Annotated in this window: 19 protein-coding genes; 16 read left to right on the top strand and 3 right to left on the bottom strand. The window is 40.2% G+C overall.

What is annotated here, in order from left to right; all coding sequences use genetic code 11:
• Nucleotides 1-59 precede the first annotated feature (59 nt).
• The 3 genes from H4J54_RS05835 to H4J54_RS05825 all read right to left on the bottom strand — a co-directional run bounded on the left by H4J54_RS05835 (nucleotide 60) and on the right by H4J54_RS05825 (nucleotide 1,248).
• Nucleotides 60-443 carry a hypothetical protein gene (locus H4J54_RS05835; RefSeq protein ID WP_182189969.1) on the bottom strand — a complete coding sequence of 128 codons (384 nt, stop codon included), beginning with the start codon at nucleotides 441-443 and terminating at the stop codon, nucleotides 60-62.
• A gap of 50 nt (nucleotides 444-493) precedes the next feature.
• The gene (fliS, locus tag H4J54_RS05830) at nucleotides 494-892 is read right to left on the bottom strand and encodes a flagellar export chaperone FliS (protein WP_182189968.1); all 399 of its coding nucleotides are present in this window, start codon (nucleotides 890-892) and stop codon (nucleotides 494-496) included.
• Between the two features lie 71 nt (nucleotides 893-963).
• On the bottom strand, nucleotides 964-1,248 hold the full coding sequence (locus H4J54_RS05825) for a hypothetical protein (RefSeq protein ID WP_182189967.1): 285 nt from the start codon (nucleotides 1,246-1,248) through the stop codon (nucleotides 964-966).
• Between the two features lie 457 nt (nucleotides 1,249-1,705).
• On the opposite strand from H4J54_RS05825, the gene H4J54_RS05820 reads away from it, so the two are divergent.
• The 16 genes from H4J54_RS05820 (at nucleotide 1,706) to fliQ (ending at nucleotide 18,090) form a co-directional block, all read left to right on the top strand.
• Nucleotides 1,706-3,184 (top strand): sigma-54 dependent transcriptional regulator, encoded by a 1,479-nt coding sequence (locus tag H4J54_RS05820; protein WP_182189966.1) that lies wholly within the window; start codon nucleotides 1,706-1,708, stop codon nucleotides 3,182-3,184.
• 355 nt (nucleotides 3,185-3,539) lie between these two features.
• Nucleotides 3,540-4,748 carry a PAS domain-containing sensor histidine kinase gene (locus tag H4J54_RS05815; protein ID WP_182189965.1) on the top strand — a complete coding sequence of 403 codons (1,209 nt, stop codon included), beginning with the start codon at nucleotides 3,540-3,542 and terminating at the stop codon, nucleotides 4,746-4,748.
• Nucleotides 4,735-6,075, top strand: a complete 1,341-nt coding sequence (locus H4J54_RS05810; RefSeq protein WP_182189964.1) for a sigma-54 dependent transcriptional regulator — start codon at nucleotides 4,735-4,737, stop codon at nucleotides 6,073-6,075. The genes H4J54_RS05815 and H4J54_RS05810 overlap by 14 nt, the downstream gene beginning before the upstream one ends.
• 288 nt (nucleotides 6,076-6,363) lie before the next feature.
• Nucleotides 6,364-6,708: a flagellar hook-basal body complex protein FliE gene (gene fliE / locus H4J54_RS05805; protein ID WP_182134796.1), complete on the top strand. Its 345-nt coding sequence runs from the start codon at nucleotides 6,364-6,366 to the stop codon at nucleotides 6,706-6,708.
• 46 nt (nucleotides 6,709-6,754) lie between these two features.
• Nucleotides 6,755-8,476, top strand: coding sequence for a flagellar basal-body MS-ring/collar protein FliF (gene fliF, locus H4J54_RS05800; RefSeq protein WP_182189963.1), 1,722 nt, complete (start codon nucleotides 6,755-6,757; stop codon nucleotides 8,474-8,476).
• Nucleotides 8,469-9,521, top strand: coding sequence for a flagellar motor switch protein FliG (gene fliG / locus H4J54_RS05795; protein WP_182189962.1), 1,053 nt, complete (start codon nucleotides 8,469-8,471; stop codon nucleotides 9,519-9,521). Before fliF ends, fliG begins: the two co-directional genes overlap by 8 nt.
• A 24-nt stretch (nucleotides 9,522-9,545) precedes the next feature.
• A complete protein-coding gene (gene fliH / locus H4J54_RS05790; protein WP_259367118.1) occupies nucleotides 9,546-10,340 on the top strand; it encodes a flagellar assembly protein FliH in 795 nt (264 codons plus the stop codon).
• A 131-nt stretch (nucleotides 10,341-10,471) separates the two neighbouring features.
• Nucleotides 10,472-11,827 carry a flagellar protein export ATPase FliI gene (gene fliI, locus H4J54_RS05785; protein ID WP_182189961.1) on the top strand — a complete coding sequence of 452 codons (1,356 nt, stop codon included), beginning with the start codon at nucleotides 10,472-10,474 and terminating at the stop codon, nucleotides 11,825-11,827.
• A 28-nt stretch (nucleotides 11,828-11,855) separates the two neighbouring features.
• A complete protein-coding gene (fliJ, locus tag H4J54_RS05780) occupies nucleotides 11,856-12,290 on the top strand; it encodes a flagellar export protein FliJ (RefSeq protein ID WP_182189960.1) in 435 nt (144 codons plus the stop codon).
• 425 nt (nucleotides 12,291-12,715) lie between these two features.
• A complete protein-coding gene (locus H4J54_RS05775) occupies nucleotides 12,716-14,185 on the top strand; it encodes a flagellar hook-length control protein FliK (RefSeq protein WP_182189959.1) in 1,470 nt (489 codons plus the stop codon).
• A gap of 101 nt (nucleotides 14,186-14,286) precedes the next feature.
• Nucleotides 14,287-14,820 carry a flagellar basal body-associated protein FliL gene (fliL, locus tag H4J54_RS05770; protein WP_182189958.1) on the top strand — a complete coding sequence of 178 codons (534 nt, stop codon included), beginning with the start codon at nucleotides 14,287-14,289 and terminating at the stop codon, nucleotides 14,818-14,820.
• A gap of 129 nt (nucleotides 14,821-14,949) precedes the next feature.
• Nucleotides 14,950-16,011, top strand: coding sequence for a flagellar motor switch protein FliM (gene fliM / locus H4J54_RS05765; RefSeq protein ID WP_182189957.1), 1,062 nt, complete (start codon nucleotides 14,950-14,952; stop codon nucleotides 16,009-16,011).
• A gap of 165 nt (nucleotides 16,012-16,176) precedes the next feature.
• Entirely contained in the window at nucleotides 16,177-16,569 is a 393-nt protein-coding gene (gene fliN, locus H4J54_RS05760) for a flagellar motor switch protein FliN (protein WP_182189956.1), read from the top strand.
• A 6-nt stretch (nucleotides 16,570-16,575) separates the two neighbouring features.
• Complete coding sequence (gene fliO / locus H4J54_RS05755) at nucleotides 16,576-17,040, top strand: flagellar biosynthetic protein FliO (protein ID WP_182189955.1); 465 nt, start codon at nucleotides 16,576-16,578, stop codon at nucleotides 17,038-17,040.
• Nucleotides 17,024-17,821: a flagellar type III secretion system pore protein FliP gene (fliP, locus tag H4J54_RS05750; RefSeq protein WP_182189954.1), complete on the top strand. Its 798-nt coding sequence runs from the start codon at nucleotides 17,024-17,026 to the stop codon at nucleotides 17,819-17,821. The genes fliO and fliP overlap by 17 nt, the downstream gene beginning before the upstream one ends.
• Nucleotides 17,821-18,090 carry a flagellar biosynthesis protein FliQ gene (gene fliQ, locus H4J54_RS05745; RefSeq protein ID WP_146880882.1) on the top strand — a complete coding sequence of 90 codons (270 nt, stop codon included), beginning with the start codon at nucleotides 17,821-17,823 and terminating at the stop codon, nucleotides 18,088-18,090. The genes fliP and fliQ overlap by 1 nt, the downstream gene beginning before the upstream one ends.

The raw sequence follows: 18,090 nt of genomic DNA, 5'->3' as shown, positions 1-18,090 counted from the left end.
GTTGTTGATCAGTTTAGAAAAGGTGGCATGGTAATAATAGTGTTATCAACTGAGTATCTTTACCGTTTTTGATAGAGATTTATCGCCTTTTTGTTTTTCTTTAAGGTCAAAATTTCTGACTTAGCTGACTCTTGGGTACGATTTACTTTTTCAATAAGTTGGCTGTCGAGTGCCGCCATAGTTTGCAGTTGTTCAAGGTGTAATTGCAATTCTTCTGGGCTAAAGTGCTCGAATAATTGATAAATTTTATCTTCTCTGTGCTTCATTAATTTAAGCAGCTTTGCTGTATTAATTTGCTCGCTGTTATCATGGCTGGCTGACTCGGCAATCGACTTTTTATTCTCTCCTACACTCTCTCCTACACTCTCTATTCCACCTTCTATTTTACTCTCTGTTTCACTCTGACCCTGAATATCTGCGGTATCTAAAAGCTTAAGGAGCATTTTAGATACCTCAATAATATCAGTTAAATTTTCAAGGGCTGTTAAAGCCACTAGAAGCTTACTTCTTGTTGAGTATCAAGGGGTATGTTATCCCAGCCTGACTTAATAGGGATTAATATTTGAGCAATTTCATTAAGTTTATCAATATCATTACTTAAGCTAGCGGCTAGTAATTGTTCTGAGCAATAAACGTAGATAGAGGCTAAATTATTGGATATTTCACCGCCTTGTTTAAAATCAAGTGAGGCTTGTAATACACCTATAATGGAAATGGCATTTGAAATCTCAGCGCCTTTTTTAGCGTAATTTTTTTGGGTAATAGCGCCTTTAGCAGTGGCAATGTTATCAAGTAATTTTTGAAATAACATGGCAACCAATTGATAAGGTGACGCTTGTTGAGCGGTGCTTTTGTTAACTTGTTGATATTTCTTTAATGACGCGTGAATCATAGATATCTCCAGCTGTAAGACAATAATCTATTATACTAAAATACATTAGATTTAAAATTGAATATTATAAATTATAGTAAAGCTTGGTTATTAATGGTGACAGCAAAACCTTCGCTTTTAGCTTTTTCGTAAGCGGCGATTAACACACCGTGCTCAATGGCTTTAGGGTCTGCAACTATGCCGTTATCGGCCACTTCAATATTGTCCCAACCGCGTGTGACTAAATAGTCTTCTATCTGCACAAGCTGCTCTTCTAGCGGCATATTTACTGAGAACATATTGAACTCGTATCTGTCGCCTTTTTGAAAGCTGCCATTATCTTTCATAAGCTCAGCTGTGCCATTAATAATTAACATCGAATATTCCTACTAAATTTTATTTCTAATCGTGTTGCTCAGACAAGCTTATTTCATGCCACTTTTGATTTAGACTTAAAAAAAACAGTATTGTAATGAAATATAAGCAATTATCTGCTTGTTTAAATACCAAAATCATTCAAGTGATTATAGGTAAGCTCAGTTGTTGTTTTTTTGACATGGCCTTAATAGGACTTTTTTTACTTGTGTGCATGGGAGTATTAACCGCAAGCTATTTTCGTTACTTACCCTGTATCGGCTGGCTTCTTTTTTACTTTAACTGACAATAAAATGACAGGTAAGTGTCAATTTATTGTTGATTAATCATGACAGCAAGTGAATAATGGCGGCAGCTTATAATAATAAATGACTTGTTAGGCCCTTGCGTAAGATCAAAAAGTAAGGTCAAAAAACGCAAGATGAGCAAACGTGAAGTCAACAAATAGAAGGGCAAACAATGCAAGAGCAAAAATATATTTTAGTTGTCGATAATGATGCGACAAGACGTCATCAAATAGAAACAGTTTTAGCTTTTGTTGGCGAGTATTTTCATGTTTTTGCTGAAGAAAAAATTGATCAATATCTAGCTGAAGTGCCGAATATTCTGACCATTATTTTATGTGGTGACGTTTCTGCAAAGTTACAAAATATTATTAAATCTAAGCCAACCTACCCTTTTATTTATCACGATGTTATTGATAGAAAACAATTGAGTGGTTATGTCAATGTGATTGGTGAATTAACCAGACCGCTAAATTATGCACAATTAACCGAGTTAGTGCACCATAGTCACCAATACCATAATAACCTGCCGTCAAAACGTGGTTTTAATCGTCCCAACTCTTTATTTCGCTCTTTGGTGGGTACGAGTAGTGCAATGCAACAGGTACGATTTTTAATTGAACAAGTGGCCTCCTCTTCGGCCAGTGTCTTGATTTTAGGTGAGTCTGGCACAGGTAAAGAGGTGGTGGCGCGTAATATTCATAACTTGTCAGAGCGAAGTAAAGGGCCATTTGTGCCGGTTAATTGTGGTGCTATTCCCGCTGATTTATTAGAAAGTGAACTGTTTGGCCATGAAAAAGGGGCATTTACCGGCGCTATCTCTACGCGTAAAGGTCGCTTTGAAATGGCGGAAGGCGGCACACTATTTCTGGATGAAATTGGTGACATGCCACAACCCATGCAAGTAAAATTATTACGTGTATTACAAGAGCGAACCTTTGAACGGGTAGGTGGTGCTAAAAGTTTAAAAGCTAATGTTCGAATTGTTGCGGCAACACATCAACATTTAGAAGACATGATTAAAACTAATCATTTTCGTGAAGATCTTTACTATCGATTAAATGTTTTCCCTATCGAAACTCCGTCGCTAAGAGAGCGAAAAGAAGATATTCCACTCTTGTTGCAAGAGCTTATTTCACGATTTTCTGCTGAGCAAGGGCAGTCAGTGCGCTTTACTGAACAAGCGATTGAATCGTTAAAAGAGCATACTTGGGCCGGTAATGTGAGAGAACTCTCCAATTTAATTGAACGTATGATTATTATGTATGGCGAGCAGGTGGTTAATGTTGGACAACTACCCTTGAAGTATCAACACTTAGATATAGATGACTATCAACCTGAATATCCTGAAGAGTTACAAGAACGTGAAGCGATTAATGAAATGTTTTCAGGTGTTGATTATGAAGATGAAGAAGAGGTTATGGTACAAACTAGCCCAGAAGCGGCGAGCGCTGATAGTGGCAATAACCTTGATGTGTTGCCAAATAGTGGTCTGAAGCTAAAAGAGTATTTAGCTGATTTAGAAATTTCCTTGATTAACCAAGCCTTAGGTAAAAATGATTGGGTTGTTGCTCGTTCAGCTGAGCTTTTAGGTATGCGCCGCACTACCTTAGTGGAGAAAATGCGTAAATATAATCTCCAGAAAGTCAGTTAATTATTTACTGCTATAAGCGCTAGGTAACAGCAAGATAAGTTAGTGCTGCTTTGTTAGCTTGATTGCGTAAAACGCCCTTGAAATAATGATTATTTCAAGGGCGTTTTATTTTTAGCACGGCCAATAAAGTCAGTTAAATACCCATTGTTTAAATACACATTATTTAAATAGACAGGGTAATAGCGCTTTTAGATCGCCGTTCAGTCTTTTTTTAACGGTTTGATGGTGTTAGCCATTTTATTGACAGCCAATATTCAGCGAAATAATTAACTTTAGTTACTGAATAATATCAGTTTAATTGATTGGCATACTTAATGCTTTGTTCGAGTGTACTTCTTTACTCGGGTAAAATATTATGGCACTTGCCTATTCGACATCGACCAATTCTTCTTCAGCCAATTCTGCGCTGAATCGTGTAGTAACTTCCTTTGATGAGGTTAGTTTTAAACGCGAGCAATCCAATCGACTAGAAAGCGAAAACTACGCGGGTGAGTTGGCGTACTTACGTCAACAAAACAAACAGCTGCAACACGTTATTGATGTTATGCCAACGGGGATGATCATGCTTGATGGCAACGGTATTGTGGTGAAAATTAATGACAGCGCTAAACGTTTGCTTGATGAGCCCATTTTGGGGCAACCTTGGTTTGGTGTGATTAAACGCTCTTTTAAACCCCGCGCTGATGATTGGCACGAGGTGTCTTTAAATGATGGTCGCCGGGTAAAATTAGAAATTACCACTTTAGGTGGTCAACCTGGGCAGTTGATCATGATTACTGACTTAACCGAAACGCGGCTTTTACAAGATAAGCTTGGCCAATTACAGCGACTATCGTCTTTAGGGCGTATGGTGTCAAAATTGGCTCATCAAATTCGTACGCCATTATCGGCTGCCATGCTGTATGGCGCTAATCTCCGCAATAAAAAACTTAGCCCTGATGCACGGGTTAATTTTCAAGACAAATTAATGTTACGTCTACATGACTTAGAGCAGCAAGTTAATGACATGCTATTGTTTGCTAAAAGTGGCAGTAAAGCGGTTGTTGAACCGCTTAATATCAACCAACTGATTGAGCAAGCCAAACAAGCAATTGAGCCGCAAGTGAGTCAAGCTGGCGCAAAAGTCCATCTGAATTTTTGCCAACAAGGCTGTGAGATTTTAGGCAATGTGAGTGCCTTGTCAGGGGCAATTCAAAACTTAATACACAATAGTTTATCTGTGATTAAAGCCAATGCCGTTATCAATATTAGTGCTTACTGTCAGGGCGAATATGCCTACATTAGTGTGCGCGATAATGGCCCTGGCATTAGTGGTGAGCTAGCCGATAAAATATTCGAACCTTTTTATACCTCAAGAAGCCAAGGTACAGGTTTAGGCCTAGCCGTGGTGAAATCAGTCACTCATGCACACCAAGGTGAAGTGAGTTTGTTAAGTCAGCCAGGCGAAGGGGCACATTTTTGTATGAAAATACCCTTACTGGTCAGTGAAGAGACTAACGCGACATTGACTGAGCATAAAAACGAGACATTTTTGTCTAAGGAGCTTAGTCATGAGCACAAGTAAAATAATGGTTGTTGAAGATGATGCCGGACTGAGAGAGGCACTGGTTGATACTTTGCTATTGGCGGGCTATCAATGTTTAGCCGTAGACTCAGGTGAAGACGCACTGATAAAACTCAAGTCGCATAACGTCGATTTAGTGGTGAGTGATGTACATATGGGGGGCATGTCAGGACTGTCTTTATTGAAAAGTATTCGCCATAACTATCCCAAATTGCCAGTATTGATCATGACCGCGTATGGCACTATTGATGATGCGGTACAGGCCATGCGAGACGGTGCACGCAATTATATGGCCAAACCCTTTGCGCCAGAAGTTTTACTGAATATGGTCAGTCAGTATGTGCCGTTACAAGTGAATGATGGTGGCGACCCTGTTGTGGCTGATGCTCAAAGTCTTGAGTTATTAAAGCTCGCCAAGAAAGTGGCTAATACTGAAGCCTCTGTGATGGTTTTGGGACCTAGTGGCTCAGGTAAAGAAGTGCTGGCACAATATATTCACAATTACTCGCCACGTAGCCAAGCGCCTTTTGTAGCGATTAACTGTGCTGCTATTCCTGAAAATATGCTTGAAGCCACTTTATTTGGTTATGAAAAAGGCGCTTTTACTGGCGCTATTCAAGCTTGTCCGGGCAAGTTTGAACAAGCGCAAGGCGGCACGATTTTACTTGATGAAATAACCGAAATGGATTTAAGTTTACAAGCAAAAATTTTACGCGTGTTGCAAGAGCGAGAAGTAGAACGCATAGGTGGACGTAAAACCATCAGCTTAGATGTCAGAGTAATAGCCACCAGTAATCGCGATTTAAAAGCTGCTGTGCAAAGTGGTATTTTTAGAGAAGACTTATATTATCGACTGAATGTATTCCCATTAACCTGGTTGCCACTTAATGAACGCCGAGATGATATTCTACCCTTGGCGACCCATCTTATTAGCCGTATTTGCCAAAAAGACGGTAATGTTATGCCCGAATTCACCGCGGCCGCGCGTAGTAAATTACTGGCTTACGACTGGCCGGGTAATGTGCGAGAGTTAGACAATGTTATTCAACGGGCGTTAATTTTACAAAGTGATCGTTGCATTGATGCGAATGATTTATTGATCGATGACTTTGAAACACCCAAGGTAGCCAGTGAGGCAATAGACGCGGAAAAAAATGACAAACTCGGCAGTGAACTTAAATTACAAGAACATCAAATCATATTGGACACTTTGCATGCTTGTCGCGGTAGTCGTAAAGATGTGGCTGAGCGTTTAGGTATTAGTCCACGCACCTTACGTTATAAAATGGCTCGCATGCGTGATAGTGGTATTAATATCCCACTTTAAGAAAAAATAGGCTTAGTACTTGAATAGGCTTAGTAGCTGTTTGTAACAAAAAAACGACGCTTTAACGTCGTTTTTTTCGTTTTATTAATTATTTATTTATATTGACTATATTTATTTATGTTCAGTTTCTATCTGATTTTAAAGTCTTTTTAAAAATTTCAAAGGATATTCTAGCTTTTTTATCAGGTGATTTTTTCAATATTTTGCGATATTATTTAGCTTGGCACTATGCTTGCTTTAACCTTAGGTAACATTAAGTAACAAGAAATTGACGAAAGCGAGATAGCCATGGATATTAAAACTAATTCTTTATACGCCCAAATGCAAAGCATGTCGATGGAAGCTATGGGTAATAAACTACCTATAGGTGAAGCAAATGGCATGGGTACACCACCGGTGAGCAAAGCCGGTAGTGACTTTGGTAGCTTGTTAAAAGATGCTGTAAATAATGTCAATGAACTACAACAAGATGCGGGTGCAAAGCGTACTGCTTTTGAACTTGGCGATCGCAGTGTTACTTTGGCTGACACTATGATTTCGGCGTCAAAGGCAGGTATTGCTTTCGATGCGACCGTTCAGGTGCGTAATAAGTTTGTTGAAGCTTATAAAGAAATTATGAGCATGCCGGTATAACGGCTCAGTGGTTAAGCATAAAACGATAGTGACGCGGAGAGAGTAAGTGGCAGATTCAACAAACAACACAAATTTAACCTTGGCAGAGGGTAACCATGACTTAGTCGCCAATGATAGTTCAGATGATGTTGGTGAACAAAAGTCAGGTTTAGCCGCTGCTATGGGTAATGTTGATTTTCTACGTCAAATGACCATAGTGATTGCGCTAGCGATTTGTTTCGCGATTGCTGTGTTTGTTATCATGCTAGCCAATGAAGCAGAATATCGTTTTTTAACTAAATTGCCCACCGAGCAATTGATTAAAACCATGGATTTTCTGGACAGCAAGCAAGTTGAATACCGTCAAGAAAACAACACAATATCGGTAGAAAGTGACCAATACCAAGATGTTAAGTTGATACTAGCTCGTGGTGGCCTAAGTGATGCGCCTTCTGAGGGCAGCGAAATTCTTATGCAAGATATGGGTTTTGGTGTGAGTCAACGGCTTGAAACTGAACGTTTAAAGCATTCTAGAGAACAGCAACTTGCCCGAACCATTGAAGAGTTAAAATCTATTTCACGCGCTCGAGTTTTATTAGCCATTCCGCGTGAAAATGTCTTCGCTAAACGTGAGAAAAATCCGTCAGCTACTGTGGTACTAACCTTGAGTCGGGGCCGCTTGCTATCTGAAGAAGAAGTTGACGCTGTGGTAGATATTGTCGGATCGGCCGTGCAAAGTTTATCGCCGAATCGGGTCACTGTGACCGACCAAAATGGTCGTTTATTAAATTCTGGCTCACAAGATTCTGTGTCGTCACGCTCACGTAAAGAATTTGAAATTGAACAAAAACGTGAAGCAGAATACATGGATAAGATTGATTCGATCTTAATTCCAGTGGTAGGTTTAGGCAACTTTACCGCACAAGTTGACGTGGCCATGGACTTTACCAATACCGAAGAAACTCAACGGCGTTATAATTCAGATTTACCGGCTTTGCGTAGCGAAATGAAAGTTGAAGATAATACTATTGGTGGTTTACTCGGGGGTATTCCAGGTGCGTTAACCAATCAACCACCGCTGGACAGTAATATTCCCGAAGATGCTACGGGCAATGCGCAACAGCAAACCATGCCGGGCCGCAAACATACAGAGTCGACACGTAATTATGAACTCGACGAGGCTATTAGCTACACCAAACAACAAACCGGCGTTATTCATCGCATTAGTGTCTCTGTTGCCTTAGATTACTTGTCAGAGCTCAATAAAGAAGGTGAACCTGTACCAACACCACGCTCTGTACAAGAAATGGCTAATATTCGTCGTTTATTGCAAGGCAGTATTGGTTTTAATTTACAACGTGGTGATTCATTAGAGGTGGTGACTTTACCGTTTTCTCGTCCAGAAATTATAGCCGTGGCTCCACTAGTATGGTGGAAAGATCCCACTATTTATAAATATGCAAAATTGCTTGGCGCCGTTATCTTAATTGCTACCCTGTTTATTGCTGTGGTGCGTCCGATGTTAAAACGCTTAATTCATCCCGAAAAAACCCCGAGTGACTACGGTGATAAGTCGCTTGATAGTCATGTTGATTTGGGGGATGAAACCATGGACATGTTATCATCTGAATTTGATGCGGGCTCAATTGGCTTTGCTCCTGATGGCAGTTTACAATTGCCTGATTTACATCGCGATGGTGATATATTAAAGGCAGTACGAGCACTAGTGGCAAACGAGCCAGAATTATCATCGCAAGTCGTTAAAAGTTGGTTAACCGAAAATGAGTGATGAAAATCAAGAAGTAGCAGAGCAACAATCGTCTGGTTATGACGTCAATAAACTTGACGGCGCTGAAAAAGCCGCGATTTTATTGTTGAGTCTTTCAGAAGAAGATGCGGCACAAATACTAAAACACTTAGAGCCGAAGCAAGTGCAAAAAGTGGGTATGATCATGGCCGGTATGGAAGATTTTACTCAACAAAAAATTACCGCCGTGCATAAGTTATTTATTAACGAAATTCAAAATTTTTCTACTATTGGTTTCAAAAGTGAAGAGTTTGTCCGCAAAGCATTAACCGCAGCATTAGGCGAAGATAAAGCGGGTAACCTTATTGATCAAATTGTCAAGGGTGGTGGTGCTAAGGGCCTTGATTCTTTGAAATGGATGGACTCGAAGCAAGTGGCGAACATTATTCGTAATGAACATCCTCAAATTCAAACCATAGTTTTATCTTACCTTGAACCGGATCAGTCAGCAGAAATACTGACCCAGTTCGCCGACAAAGTGCGCTTGGATCTTATGATGCGTATTGCCAATTTAGAAGAAGTTCAACCCGCGGCATTGCAAGAATTAAATGAGATCATGGAAAAACAATTTGCCGGTCAAGCGGGTGCACAAGCCGCGAAAATGGGCGGCCTGAAAGCGGCTGCAGACATTATGAACTATTTAGACAATAATGTTGAAGGTATGTTGATGGCTTCAATTCGCGAACATGACGAAGAAATGAGTCAGCAAATACAAGACCTTATGTTTGTCTTTGAAAACCTTGCCGATGTTGACGACCGAGGTATGCAAGCCATTTTAAGAGAAGTTCAGCAAGATGCGCTAATGAAAGCAATAAAAGGTGCTGACGAAGTCTTAAAAGAAAAAATTATGGCCAATATGTCTAAACGTGCTGCAGAAATGCTAGCGGATGATCTTGAAGTGATGGGGCCAGTACGCATTAGTGAAGTTGAAGCCGCGCAAAAAGAAATTTTGGCCGTTGCACATCGATTATCTGATGCCGGTGAAATTATGCTAGGCGGCGGCGGCGGTGGCGATGAATTCTTATAATCAAACATCAAAGAGTGTAACCTAATGGCAGAAAATTATGAGCCAAGCACTGGGGCGATGGCGGCAAAAAAAATTGAACAGGTTGATACCTGGTCAGCACCTAATGTGCAACCAGACGAAGATACAGACGTTAGTAAAACTAATGCCTTAGGCAAATCAATGAGCTGGCGATATGAGCCACCAGAAGAGACAGAAGTCCATGAGCCTTTGCCGTTAAAGGCACAAGACATAGAAGACATACGTCAAGCAGCATTTGAAGAAGGCTTTAGTGAGGGGAAAGCAGACGGTTTTGCTAAAGGTTTTGATGAAGGTAAAACTAGTGGTCATGAAGCGGGTCTCATTTCAGGTAGTGAAGAAGGTGTAACACAAGGCTTAGCCGAAGGTAAAGAAACCAGCGAACAACAAATCGCAGCGATGCAAACCCTATTAGACCAATTACATCAGCCTTTGCTTAATGTTGAGAAAAATGTTGAAGCGCAACTATTACAGTTAGTCGTGCAACTAACCCAAGCGGTGACTAAGCATGAAGCGAAAACTAACCCTGATATTTTATTATCGGCTATCGCTGAAGGTATTAAAGCCTTACCGGCACAAGAGTCTCAAACCCAAATTTTATTGCATCCCACAGACATTAAATTGGTAGAAGAACAATTTGGTGCAGCACATATTCAAGAACAAGGTTGGCGATTATTGGCTGCTCCACAATTAAGCCCCGGGAGTTGTCAAATTGAAAACAGTACCTCTAATATTGATCTGAGTGTTAAATCACGCTTGAATGAGGTTTTGGACTCGTTTTTGCAAGAAGCTTTGTATCAATAATTTTTATATCAAGAAAGTGAATCTCAATAAAAAATAAGTCATGAAACTTACAAAAATAAACCCGACACACATTAACTGTGTAGCGACAGATATTGTCCTGTTAAACTTTATCAATAAGCGTAAAAACTTCTATGGTTGATATAAATCGCATAACTGAACGTTTAAAAAATAGTGAAAAATTTATTCACCCGCACAGTGTCTCTGTTGCTGGGCGTTTAGTGCGTGTGGTGGGCTTAACGTTAGAAGCGGTCGGTGTTAAAGCCGCAGTTGGTAGCCAATGTTTGGTGCAAACATCACAAGGCGAGTTGATTGCAGAAATTGTTGGCTTTGCCCAAGATATAACGTTTTTAATGCCAGAACAAAGCTTGCAAGGGGTATTACCTGGCGCACGAGTCGTGCCTTTATCGACTAAAGCACGTTTACCCTTATCAATGGACTTGTTAGGCCGAGTGATTGACGGTGTTGGCAAACCGCTTGACGGTAAAGGGCCGATTAAAGCCTCTGATAGTTATCAATATGACAGTAAACCGATTAACCCCTTATCACGACGAGCCATTACAGAGCCCCTAGATGTTGGAGTGCGCTCGATTAACAGTTTTCTAACCGTTGGTGTTGGGCAACGAATGGGGTTGTTTGCTGGCTCAGGTGTCGGTAAAAGTGTGCTGTTAGGTATGATGACACGTGGCACAAACGCTGATGTTATCGTGGTGGGTTTAATTGGTGAGCGTGGACGAGAAGTTAAAGAGTTTATTGAAGAAATTTTGGGTGAAGAAGGTCGAGCGCGTTCTGTGGTGGTGGCAGCACCTGCCGATAATTCAGCGTTAATGCGGCTTAAGGGTTGTGAAACCGCAGTGCAAATCAGCGAATACTTTCGTGACCAAGGTTTAAATGTTTTATTACTGGTAGATTCACTGACCCGTTATGCACAAGCGCAGCGCGAAATAGCACTGGCGGTAGGCGAGCCACCGGCAACGAAAGGTTATCCGCCATCCGTTTTCTCTAAATTACCCCAACTCGTTGAGCGAGCCGGCAATGGCGGAGAGGGCCAAGGTTCAATCAGTGCATTTTTTACTGTGTTAACCGAAGGTGATGATTTACAAGATCCGATTGCTGACGCTGCCCGTGCCATTTTAGACGGTCATATTGTTTTGTCTCGAAAATTAGCTGATGCCGGGCATTATCCAGCGGTTGATATTGAAGGCTCAATTAGTCGAGTGATGCCGATGGTAACTAGCCAAGAACATCAGCAACTTGCCAGGCAACTGCGGCAGATTTATGCCTTATATCAAGAAAATAAAGATTTGATTGCCATTGGCGCCTACAGCAGAGGTACGGACCCAAGAATAGATCAATCGATTGACTTGCAACCCGTGATTCAATTTTTTTTGCAACAAAAAACGCTTGAAATTATTCCTTATGATCAAAGTTTAACTCAGCTGCAGGAAGTCTTAGCGGCAGCGCAAGCTCATGCCAATAAAAATCAGTAGACACAATAACGCATAGGTCACTAAACCGATGAAACAGTTGAACACTTTATATAAGTATGAACTTGATAAAGAACAAAAAGCCTCACAAGCATTACAAGTGGCAGAGGTTGATTATGAACAAAATAAAACGCGTTTAAAAAGTGTTAGCGATTATCGTTTAGAATATATGCGTCGGCTTAATCAGCGTTCAATCGAGGGCATTGATAGTGCAACCTATAGCCATTTTCATGCTTTTATCGCGAAACTAGATAACGCCTCTCAACAGGTTAAAATTGCGGTTCATCAAGCTAAAGCATTAGTGGATACGCGAAAAAAACAATGGTTAGAGCAAAGACAAAAAATACAAGCAGTAGAATTACTACGTAATAAAAAGCTTGCCGCCCTGCAATTAGTCGCCAATAAAAAAGAACAAAAAATGTTTGATGAAATGGCGACACAACAATTTGTTCGTCGCCGCCGCTAAACTTGGCCATGTTAATACTAGAGACAATAGATTAAGTACTTGAGTAACCCCCGAGCATCAAGATTCAAACTCAAGGCTTATGATTAATGCTTATATACTTAGTTCATTTTAAGATTTAGCGCTGAAACTGCATAGTGGCGTGGCACAATAATAGCTCACAGGTAGAGGAAAACAGGATCATATTGTTAAGTCATCGTTGGTGCATGTAATGACAGACAAAAGAGAATATTATTAGGTAACGTATTTCAAGCTAAGCAATAAATTACTCTCTTTGGTATCAATATGGCTTTATTTATCGCCTAGGTTTATCTTGTTATTATATTGTCACCTCTCTTGAAAGTTAGTTTTGGAATGAATATTGCTTAATTAACGAGATAAATAATTTATTAAATTGTGCTTAAATCTACATTTAGGAAAGGTCTGTTATGTCTCAAATGAATATATTGTCTACTGATGCTGGCCAAAACCTTGACACTCCTGGTGCTAAAGGTGGATCGTCAATAAAAAGTCAAGCTAAAAGCAACGCATTTAATGATGCGATGGAGCAACACTATTTAAGAAAAAAAGCGGAAGAGTCAGAGGAAAATACAGAGCCATATGGCAATTTTGTCTCTAAAGCGGCAGAACAACACCAAGAGGCTTTAAAAAAAGAGCGTTTATCCAAGGGCAATGAGGCGGATGATGCCCATACTTTACCCGTGCCTTTACCGATAGACGATGCCGAGACTCTTTCGGCGCCAAAGGCTGAACTAAAATCTTATCTTGGCTTTCAAACTCAAACTCAAACTCAAACTGAACATCAAGCTCAAGCCCAAAGTGGCTTAGCTGGCAATGTTGAAAATGATGACGCGGTTGATTTATTAAAAATGTTAAGTGGTGCAGAGCAATTGTTGAAAAAATCTGCAGCAAATAATACTGCTGAAGGGATAGTGCAGGGCGGGGTTCCATCAGGCTATATGCAAACAACAACTGACGGCACAACGTCATTAACTCGTGAGCAAGAGAGCATTGATGATGCCGAGCTAATGGCAAAGCAAGCAGGCATCAAAGCATTAACTGAAGAAAGCAATGTCGGCTTAGATAAAGCGAGTGAATTTAAACCTGGTAGCGATATCGAAGCAGCACAAACTCACCTCGTTAATCAAAGTACAGCGACTGTGGCAACGGCATCAGTTACGGATACAAAACTTGATGTTAATCAGAAAACAGCGATAAATGAAGACCTTGATAAATTAGCTAGTGCCATGCTTGATGGACAAAAAACCGCTAAAACTGAGAGCGACAAGCTAACACCACAAGTTGACAAACTTGTGTCAGATGTTAATCAAACCTTAGTCGATCAAGCCAAGCCGCTCACAAGTGCTGCGGAGTTAGCTGCACAGCAAGAGCAAAGTTTTGAAAGTACGGTAAATCAATTAACGACAAATACTGTCCCAACACAAAAATCATTTGCCACTATGCAGACTGAAACTATTGCTATTTACCGTAAAGATTTTTCCGACGCTGTTAAAGATAAAGTGATGGTGATGATCAACCAAAAAATTCAACAAGTAGAAATTCAACTTGACCCACCAGAGATGGGTAATATTCATGTGCGAGTGAATTTACAAAATGAGCAAGCCGCGGTGCAATTTGTGGTGCAAAACCAGCAAGCAAGAGAGGCTTTAGAGCAAAATATGGGCAAGTTACGCGATATGTTAGCACAAAGTGGTGTTGATGTTGGGGAGGCAAATATAGAACAGCGCGAAGCAAAAGAGCAAAATGGTAATGGTTTTGACAGCCAGTCTAACAGTGGTCAAAATGCCCAGTCGGCTGAAGATAATTTTAGTGAAAATGATAACGCCATAGTGAATGTGCTCAAAGCTTCGTCAACCGGTATCGATTACTATGCTTAATTCATTAATAGACTGACAATACTTGATAAACCCTTTGGATTAGCAGCTATTCAACGATATAGTTTAACAATAGATATAAAAACTCTTTACAGGTAGGAAGCATGGCCGACGAAAAAGAACTTAAGCTGGATAACCCAGCTAAGAAAAAAAAGTTGATTATCATTATCGCCATTGTTGCCGTTTTGGCTATTACTGGCGGTGCGGCAGCGTTTTTTATCTTTGGTGGTGATAATGACATTTCACAAGCTGAGATCGATGCCGCTTTAGGCACAGGCGCTGAAAACGCAGAGGTAAAAGTCGCAGCGGCTGAACTTGGCTCAGCTTTGTATGTACCTATGCCAAGACATTTTCGCTTTAATGTCCCTGGAGTCGCTCGCGATCGCTTTGTTGAAATTCGTGTACAGCTGTTGGTACGAGGCGCTAAAAATGAAGAAATCGCTAAAAAACATGTCCCCTTAATTGAAAGTGCGTTGTTAGGTGTTTTCTCAAAGTCGAATGCTGATGAGCTAGCAACAAGTGCAGGGAAAATAGCTTTAAAGCAAAAGTCTTTAGTAGCAGTTCAGAAAGTAATGACTGAAATCGAAGGGAGTGCAGTGGTTGAAAAAGTACTCTTTACCGGCTTTGTCATGCAGTAATACCTTTGAAGAGAAATAGCCGCTAATAGATTGCTTGGTTGATTGAACGTTTGATTAAACTTTTGATTAAGTTATCGGCTGCGGTTTGTGAACAGTGTAACTAAACTAACAAGATAAAGAGACTATTGAGTGAGTGATTTATTATCTCAAGATGAAATTGATGCACTTTTACATGGTGTTGATGATGTTGACGAAGATGAAAGTTTAGAGGACTCTGCCAATTTAGGAGAGACGTCTGATTACGACTTTTCTTCGCAAGATCGCCTTGTTCGTGGCCGCATGCCAACGTTGGAGATGATCAACGAACGTTTTGCACGTCATATGCGTATTAGTTTATTTAATATGATGCGTCGCACCGCAGAAGTTTCTATTAACGGTATCCAAATGATCAAGTTTGGAGAATACGTACATACTTTATTTGTGCCAACCAGTTTAAATATGGTGCGCTTTCGGCCTTTAAAAGGCACCGCATTAATTACCATGGAAGCACGACTGGTTTTTATATTAGTGGACAATTTTTTTGGTGGCGATGGTCGATATCATGCGAAAATTGAAGGTCGTGAATTTACCCCTACTGAACGTCGTATCGTGCAAATGTTGTTAAAAATAATCTTTGAAGATTATAAAGTAGCTTGGTCACCAGTAATGGATGTGTCATTTGAATATCTTGATTCAGAAGTTAATCCGTCGATGGCAAATATTGTTAGCCCAACTGAAGTGGTGGTGATTAGTTCTTTTCATATTGAACTTGATGGTGGTGGTGGCGATTTTCATGTTGTTTTACCCTATGCCATGTTAGAGCCTATTCGTGAATTACTTGATGCCGGTTTACAAGCTGACAAAGAAGATACTGATATGCGTTGGTCGAAGGCCCTGCGTGATGAAATTATGGATGTGTCGGTCGAGATATCAACTAAATTTATCGAAGTGACCTTGCCATTACAAAAAATTATGGACTTTAAAGCCGGTGACATTATTCCCATTGTGATGCCTGAACATATTACTGTGTTAGTAGAAAAATTACCGTCATTTAGGGCTAAACTTGGTCAAAGTCGTAATAATTTAGCGCTGAAAATAGAATCAAAAATTAAGCGTCCGGAATCAGTTAAATCAGAGCTCACTATCTTGACTAAAGGTGGTAAGCGTTTAGACAGTGATGCAGAGCTGCATTTATTAGACGATTATTTATAACAAGCTTGGGTCAGTAATATTGATAAAACAAGATTGATAAAACAAGACTGATAAAACAGGATTGATTAACTCTGGTGTAAAAGTTGTATAACGGCATAATAGAAAATAACAAACGAGTAGCGTAAGTATTTTGACGCTACTCGATGAAAATTGAGGCAAAATAGTATGAGTACAGAAAACAAAGATGAATTAGGTATGTGGGATGAAGCTATGGATGAGCAAGCTAGTGCAGAGTCAGCTAAAGCGGTTGAATTGGAAGAGTTACAAGAAGATAGTGGCAATATCTCAGGTGCAGAAAAGAGTAAGCTCGATGCGATTTTAGACATACCTGTCACTATTTCTATGGAAGTAGGGCGTAGTCATATTAGTATTCGAAATTTGCTACAGCTGAACCAAGGCTCGGTTGTTGAACTTGACCGCGTCGCAGGTGAATCACTAGATGTGATGGTTAATGGGACCTTAATCGCTCATGGTGAAGTAGTTGTGGTTAACGATAAATTTGGTATTCGCTTGACTGATGTTATTAGCCAAGTTGAACGTATTAAAAAGTTAAAATAGTTACTAATGAAAAAAACTTTGTCAGGACTTTTTAGCTGGTTGGCTTTTGCCGCCTTTGCCCATGCGCAAGAGGTTGTTAGCGATCTTGCTTTAACTGAGGATGTTCCGGTTGAAGTGGGCAAGCATATTGCCGCTAATATGAACTCTATGAGCATGATTATGTCATTACTGATGGTGCTTGCGGTGATTGTTATTAGTGCCATGATATTAAAACGTTTTCAAGGTGTAGGTCAAACTCACCATGGCTTAAAAATAGTCACAAGTTTACACCTGGGGGCAAAAGAGAAGTTAGTGGTGGTGCAAGCTGGAGATAAACAATTGTTGCTTGGGGTCACCACACAGCAAGTTACCTTGTTAGAAACCCTTGATGAACCCTTGGTGAATGCTAAAGAAAACAGTGTTGATTTTGCTCAGTCGTTAGCAAAACTATTCAAACAAAAAGCTATAAAAACTTATGATAAACAAAAATAAAAAATCATTATTATCGTTAAACAAAATCGTCATTTTACTGTTGACGATTTTGTCGTTTTTACTCATTAGCAATACTAGTTTTGCCGCCGATGGCCTTTCATTATCAGCGTTAACCTTGACCACTAATCCGGATGGTTCGCAAGAATACTCAGTTACCTTACAAATATTAATTTTTATGACCGCGCTAGGTTTCATACCGGCAGCGGTCATCATGATGACGTCGTTTACCCGCATTGTGGTGGTCATGGCGATTTTACGGCAAGCTTTTGGCTTACAACAAACCCCGTCTAATCAGGTCATTATTGGCATTACTTTGTTTATGACCTTATTTATTATGACGCCAGTCTATAACGAAATTAATGACCGTGCGATTCAACCTTATTTACAAGACCAATTAACCTCGGTTGAAGCGATTAATAAAGCTAAAGTACCGTTGCGGGCGTTTATGTTAGAGCAAACTCGCATTAAAGATCTGGATACCTTGGCCCAAATGGCGGGGATAACACAAGTTGATAAACCGACAGATTTACCCATGACAGTGATCATTCCAGCCTTTGTTATTAGTGAGTTAAAAACCGCATTTCAAATTGGCTTTATGTTATTTATTCCCTTTTTAATCATAGATTTAGTGGTGGCCAGTATCTTAATGGCGATGGGGATGATGATGCTATCGCCGATGATAGTATCATTGCCGTTTAAGTTAATGCTATTTGTGCTGATTGATGGTTGGAATTTAGTGATAGGCACACTGGCAACAAGTTACGGTATGGGAGCCACGTAATGGGTCCTGAGGTATTTGTTGATATTTTACGAGATGCGCTGTTTCTAGTGATTGTACTGGTGAGTGCTGTTATTGTGCCAAGCCTGATTATTGGTTTGGTGGTGGCAGTATTCCAAGCCGCGACCTCGATAAATGAACAAACCTTGAGTTTTTTACCGCGTTTAATTGTGACTTTGCTGTCTTTGATTATAGGCGGACATTGGTTGGTACAAAAACTAATGGATTATACTATTCGACTCATCGGTAGCATCCCTAGCGTAGTCAGTTAG

Source organism: Colwellia sp. MB3u-8, assembly GCF_014076985.1.
In the GTDB taxonomy this organism is placed as follows: Bacteria; Pseudomonadota; Gammaproteobacteria; order Enterobacterales; family Alteromonadaceae; genus Cognaticolwellia.
Note: the sequence above shows the minus strand (reverse complement) of the source record. Positions and strands in the feature narration are given on the sequence as shown.

What these genes read in the sequence shown, in the direction of transcription:
- H4J54_RS05835 (WP_182189969.1), bottom strand. Translation starts at nt 443, where the DNA reads ATGCTCCTTAAGCTTTTAGATACCGCAGATATTCAGGGTCAGAGTGAA.
- fliS (WP_182189968.1), bottom strand. Translation starts at nt 892, where the DNA reads ATGATTCACGCGTCATTAAAGAAATATCAACAAGTTAACAAAAGCACC.
- H4J54_RS05825 (WP_182189967.1), bottom strand. Translation starts at nt 1,248, where the DNA reads ATGTTAATTATTAATGGCACAGCTGAGCTTATGAAAGATAATGGCAGC.
- H4J54_RS05820 (WP_182189966.1), top strand. Translation starts at nt 1,706, where the DNA reads ATGCAAGAGCAAAAATATATTTTAGTTGTCGATAATGATGCGACAAGA.
- H4J54_RS05815 (WP_182189965.1), top strand. Translation starts at nt 3,540, where the DNA reads ATGGCACTTGCCTATTCGACATCGACCAATTCTTCTTCAGCCAATTCT.
- H4J54_RS05810 (WP_182189964.1), top strand. Translation starts at nt 4,735, where the DNA reads ATGAGCACAAGTAAAATAATGGTTGTTGAAGATGATGCCGGACTGAGA.
- fliE (WP_182134796.1), top strand. Translation starts at nt 6,364, where the DNA reads ATGGATATTAAAACTAATTCTTTATACGCCCAAATGCAAAGCATGTCG.
- fliG (WP_182189962.1), top strand. Translation starts at nt 8,469, where the DNA reads ATGAGTGATGAAAATCAAGAAGTAGCAGAGCAACAATCGTCTGGTTAT.
- fliH (WP_259367118.1), top strand. Translation starts at nt 9,546, where the DNA reads ATGGCAGAAAATTATGAGCCAAGCACTGGGGCGATGGCGGCAAAAAAA.
- fliI (WP_182189961.1), top strand. Translation starts at nt 10,472, where the DNA reads ATGGTTGATATAAATCGCATAACTGAACGTTTAAAAAATAGTGAAAAA.
- fliJ (WP_182189960.1), top strand. Translation starts at nt 11,856, where the DNA reads ATGAAACAGTTGAACACTTTATATAAGTATGAACTTGATAAAGAACAA.
- H4J54_RS05775 (WP_182189959.1), top strand. Translation starts at nt 12,716, where the DNA reads ATGTCTCAAATGAATATATTGTCTACTGATGCTGGCCAAAACCTTGAC.
- fliL (WP_182189958.1), top strand. Translation starts at nt 14,287, where the DNA reads ATGGCCGACGAAAAAGAACTTAAGCTGGATAACCCAGCTAAGAAAAAA.
- fliN (WP_182189956.1), top strand. Translation starts at nt 16,177, where the DNA reads ATGAGTACAGAAAACAAAGATGAATTAGGTATGTGGGATGAAGCTATG.
- fliO (WP_182189955.1), top strand. Translation starts at nt 16,576, where the DNA reads ATGAAAAAAACTTTGTCAGGACTTTTTAGCTGGTTGGCTTTTGCCGCC.
- fliP (WP_182189954.1), top strand. Translation starts at nt 17,024, where the DNA reads ATGATAAACAAAAATAAAAAATCATTATTATCGTTAAACAAAATCGTC.
- fliQ (WP_146880882.1), top strand. Translation starts at nt 17,821, where the DNA reads ATGGGTCCTGAGGTATTTGTTGATATTTTACGAGATGCGCTGTTTCTA.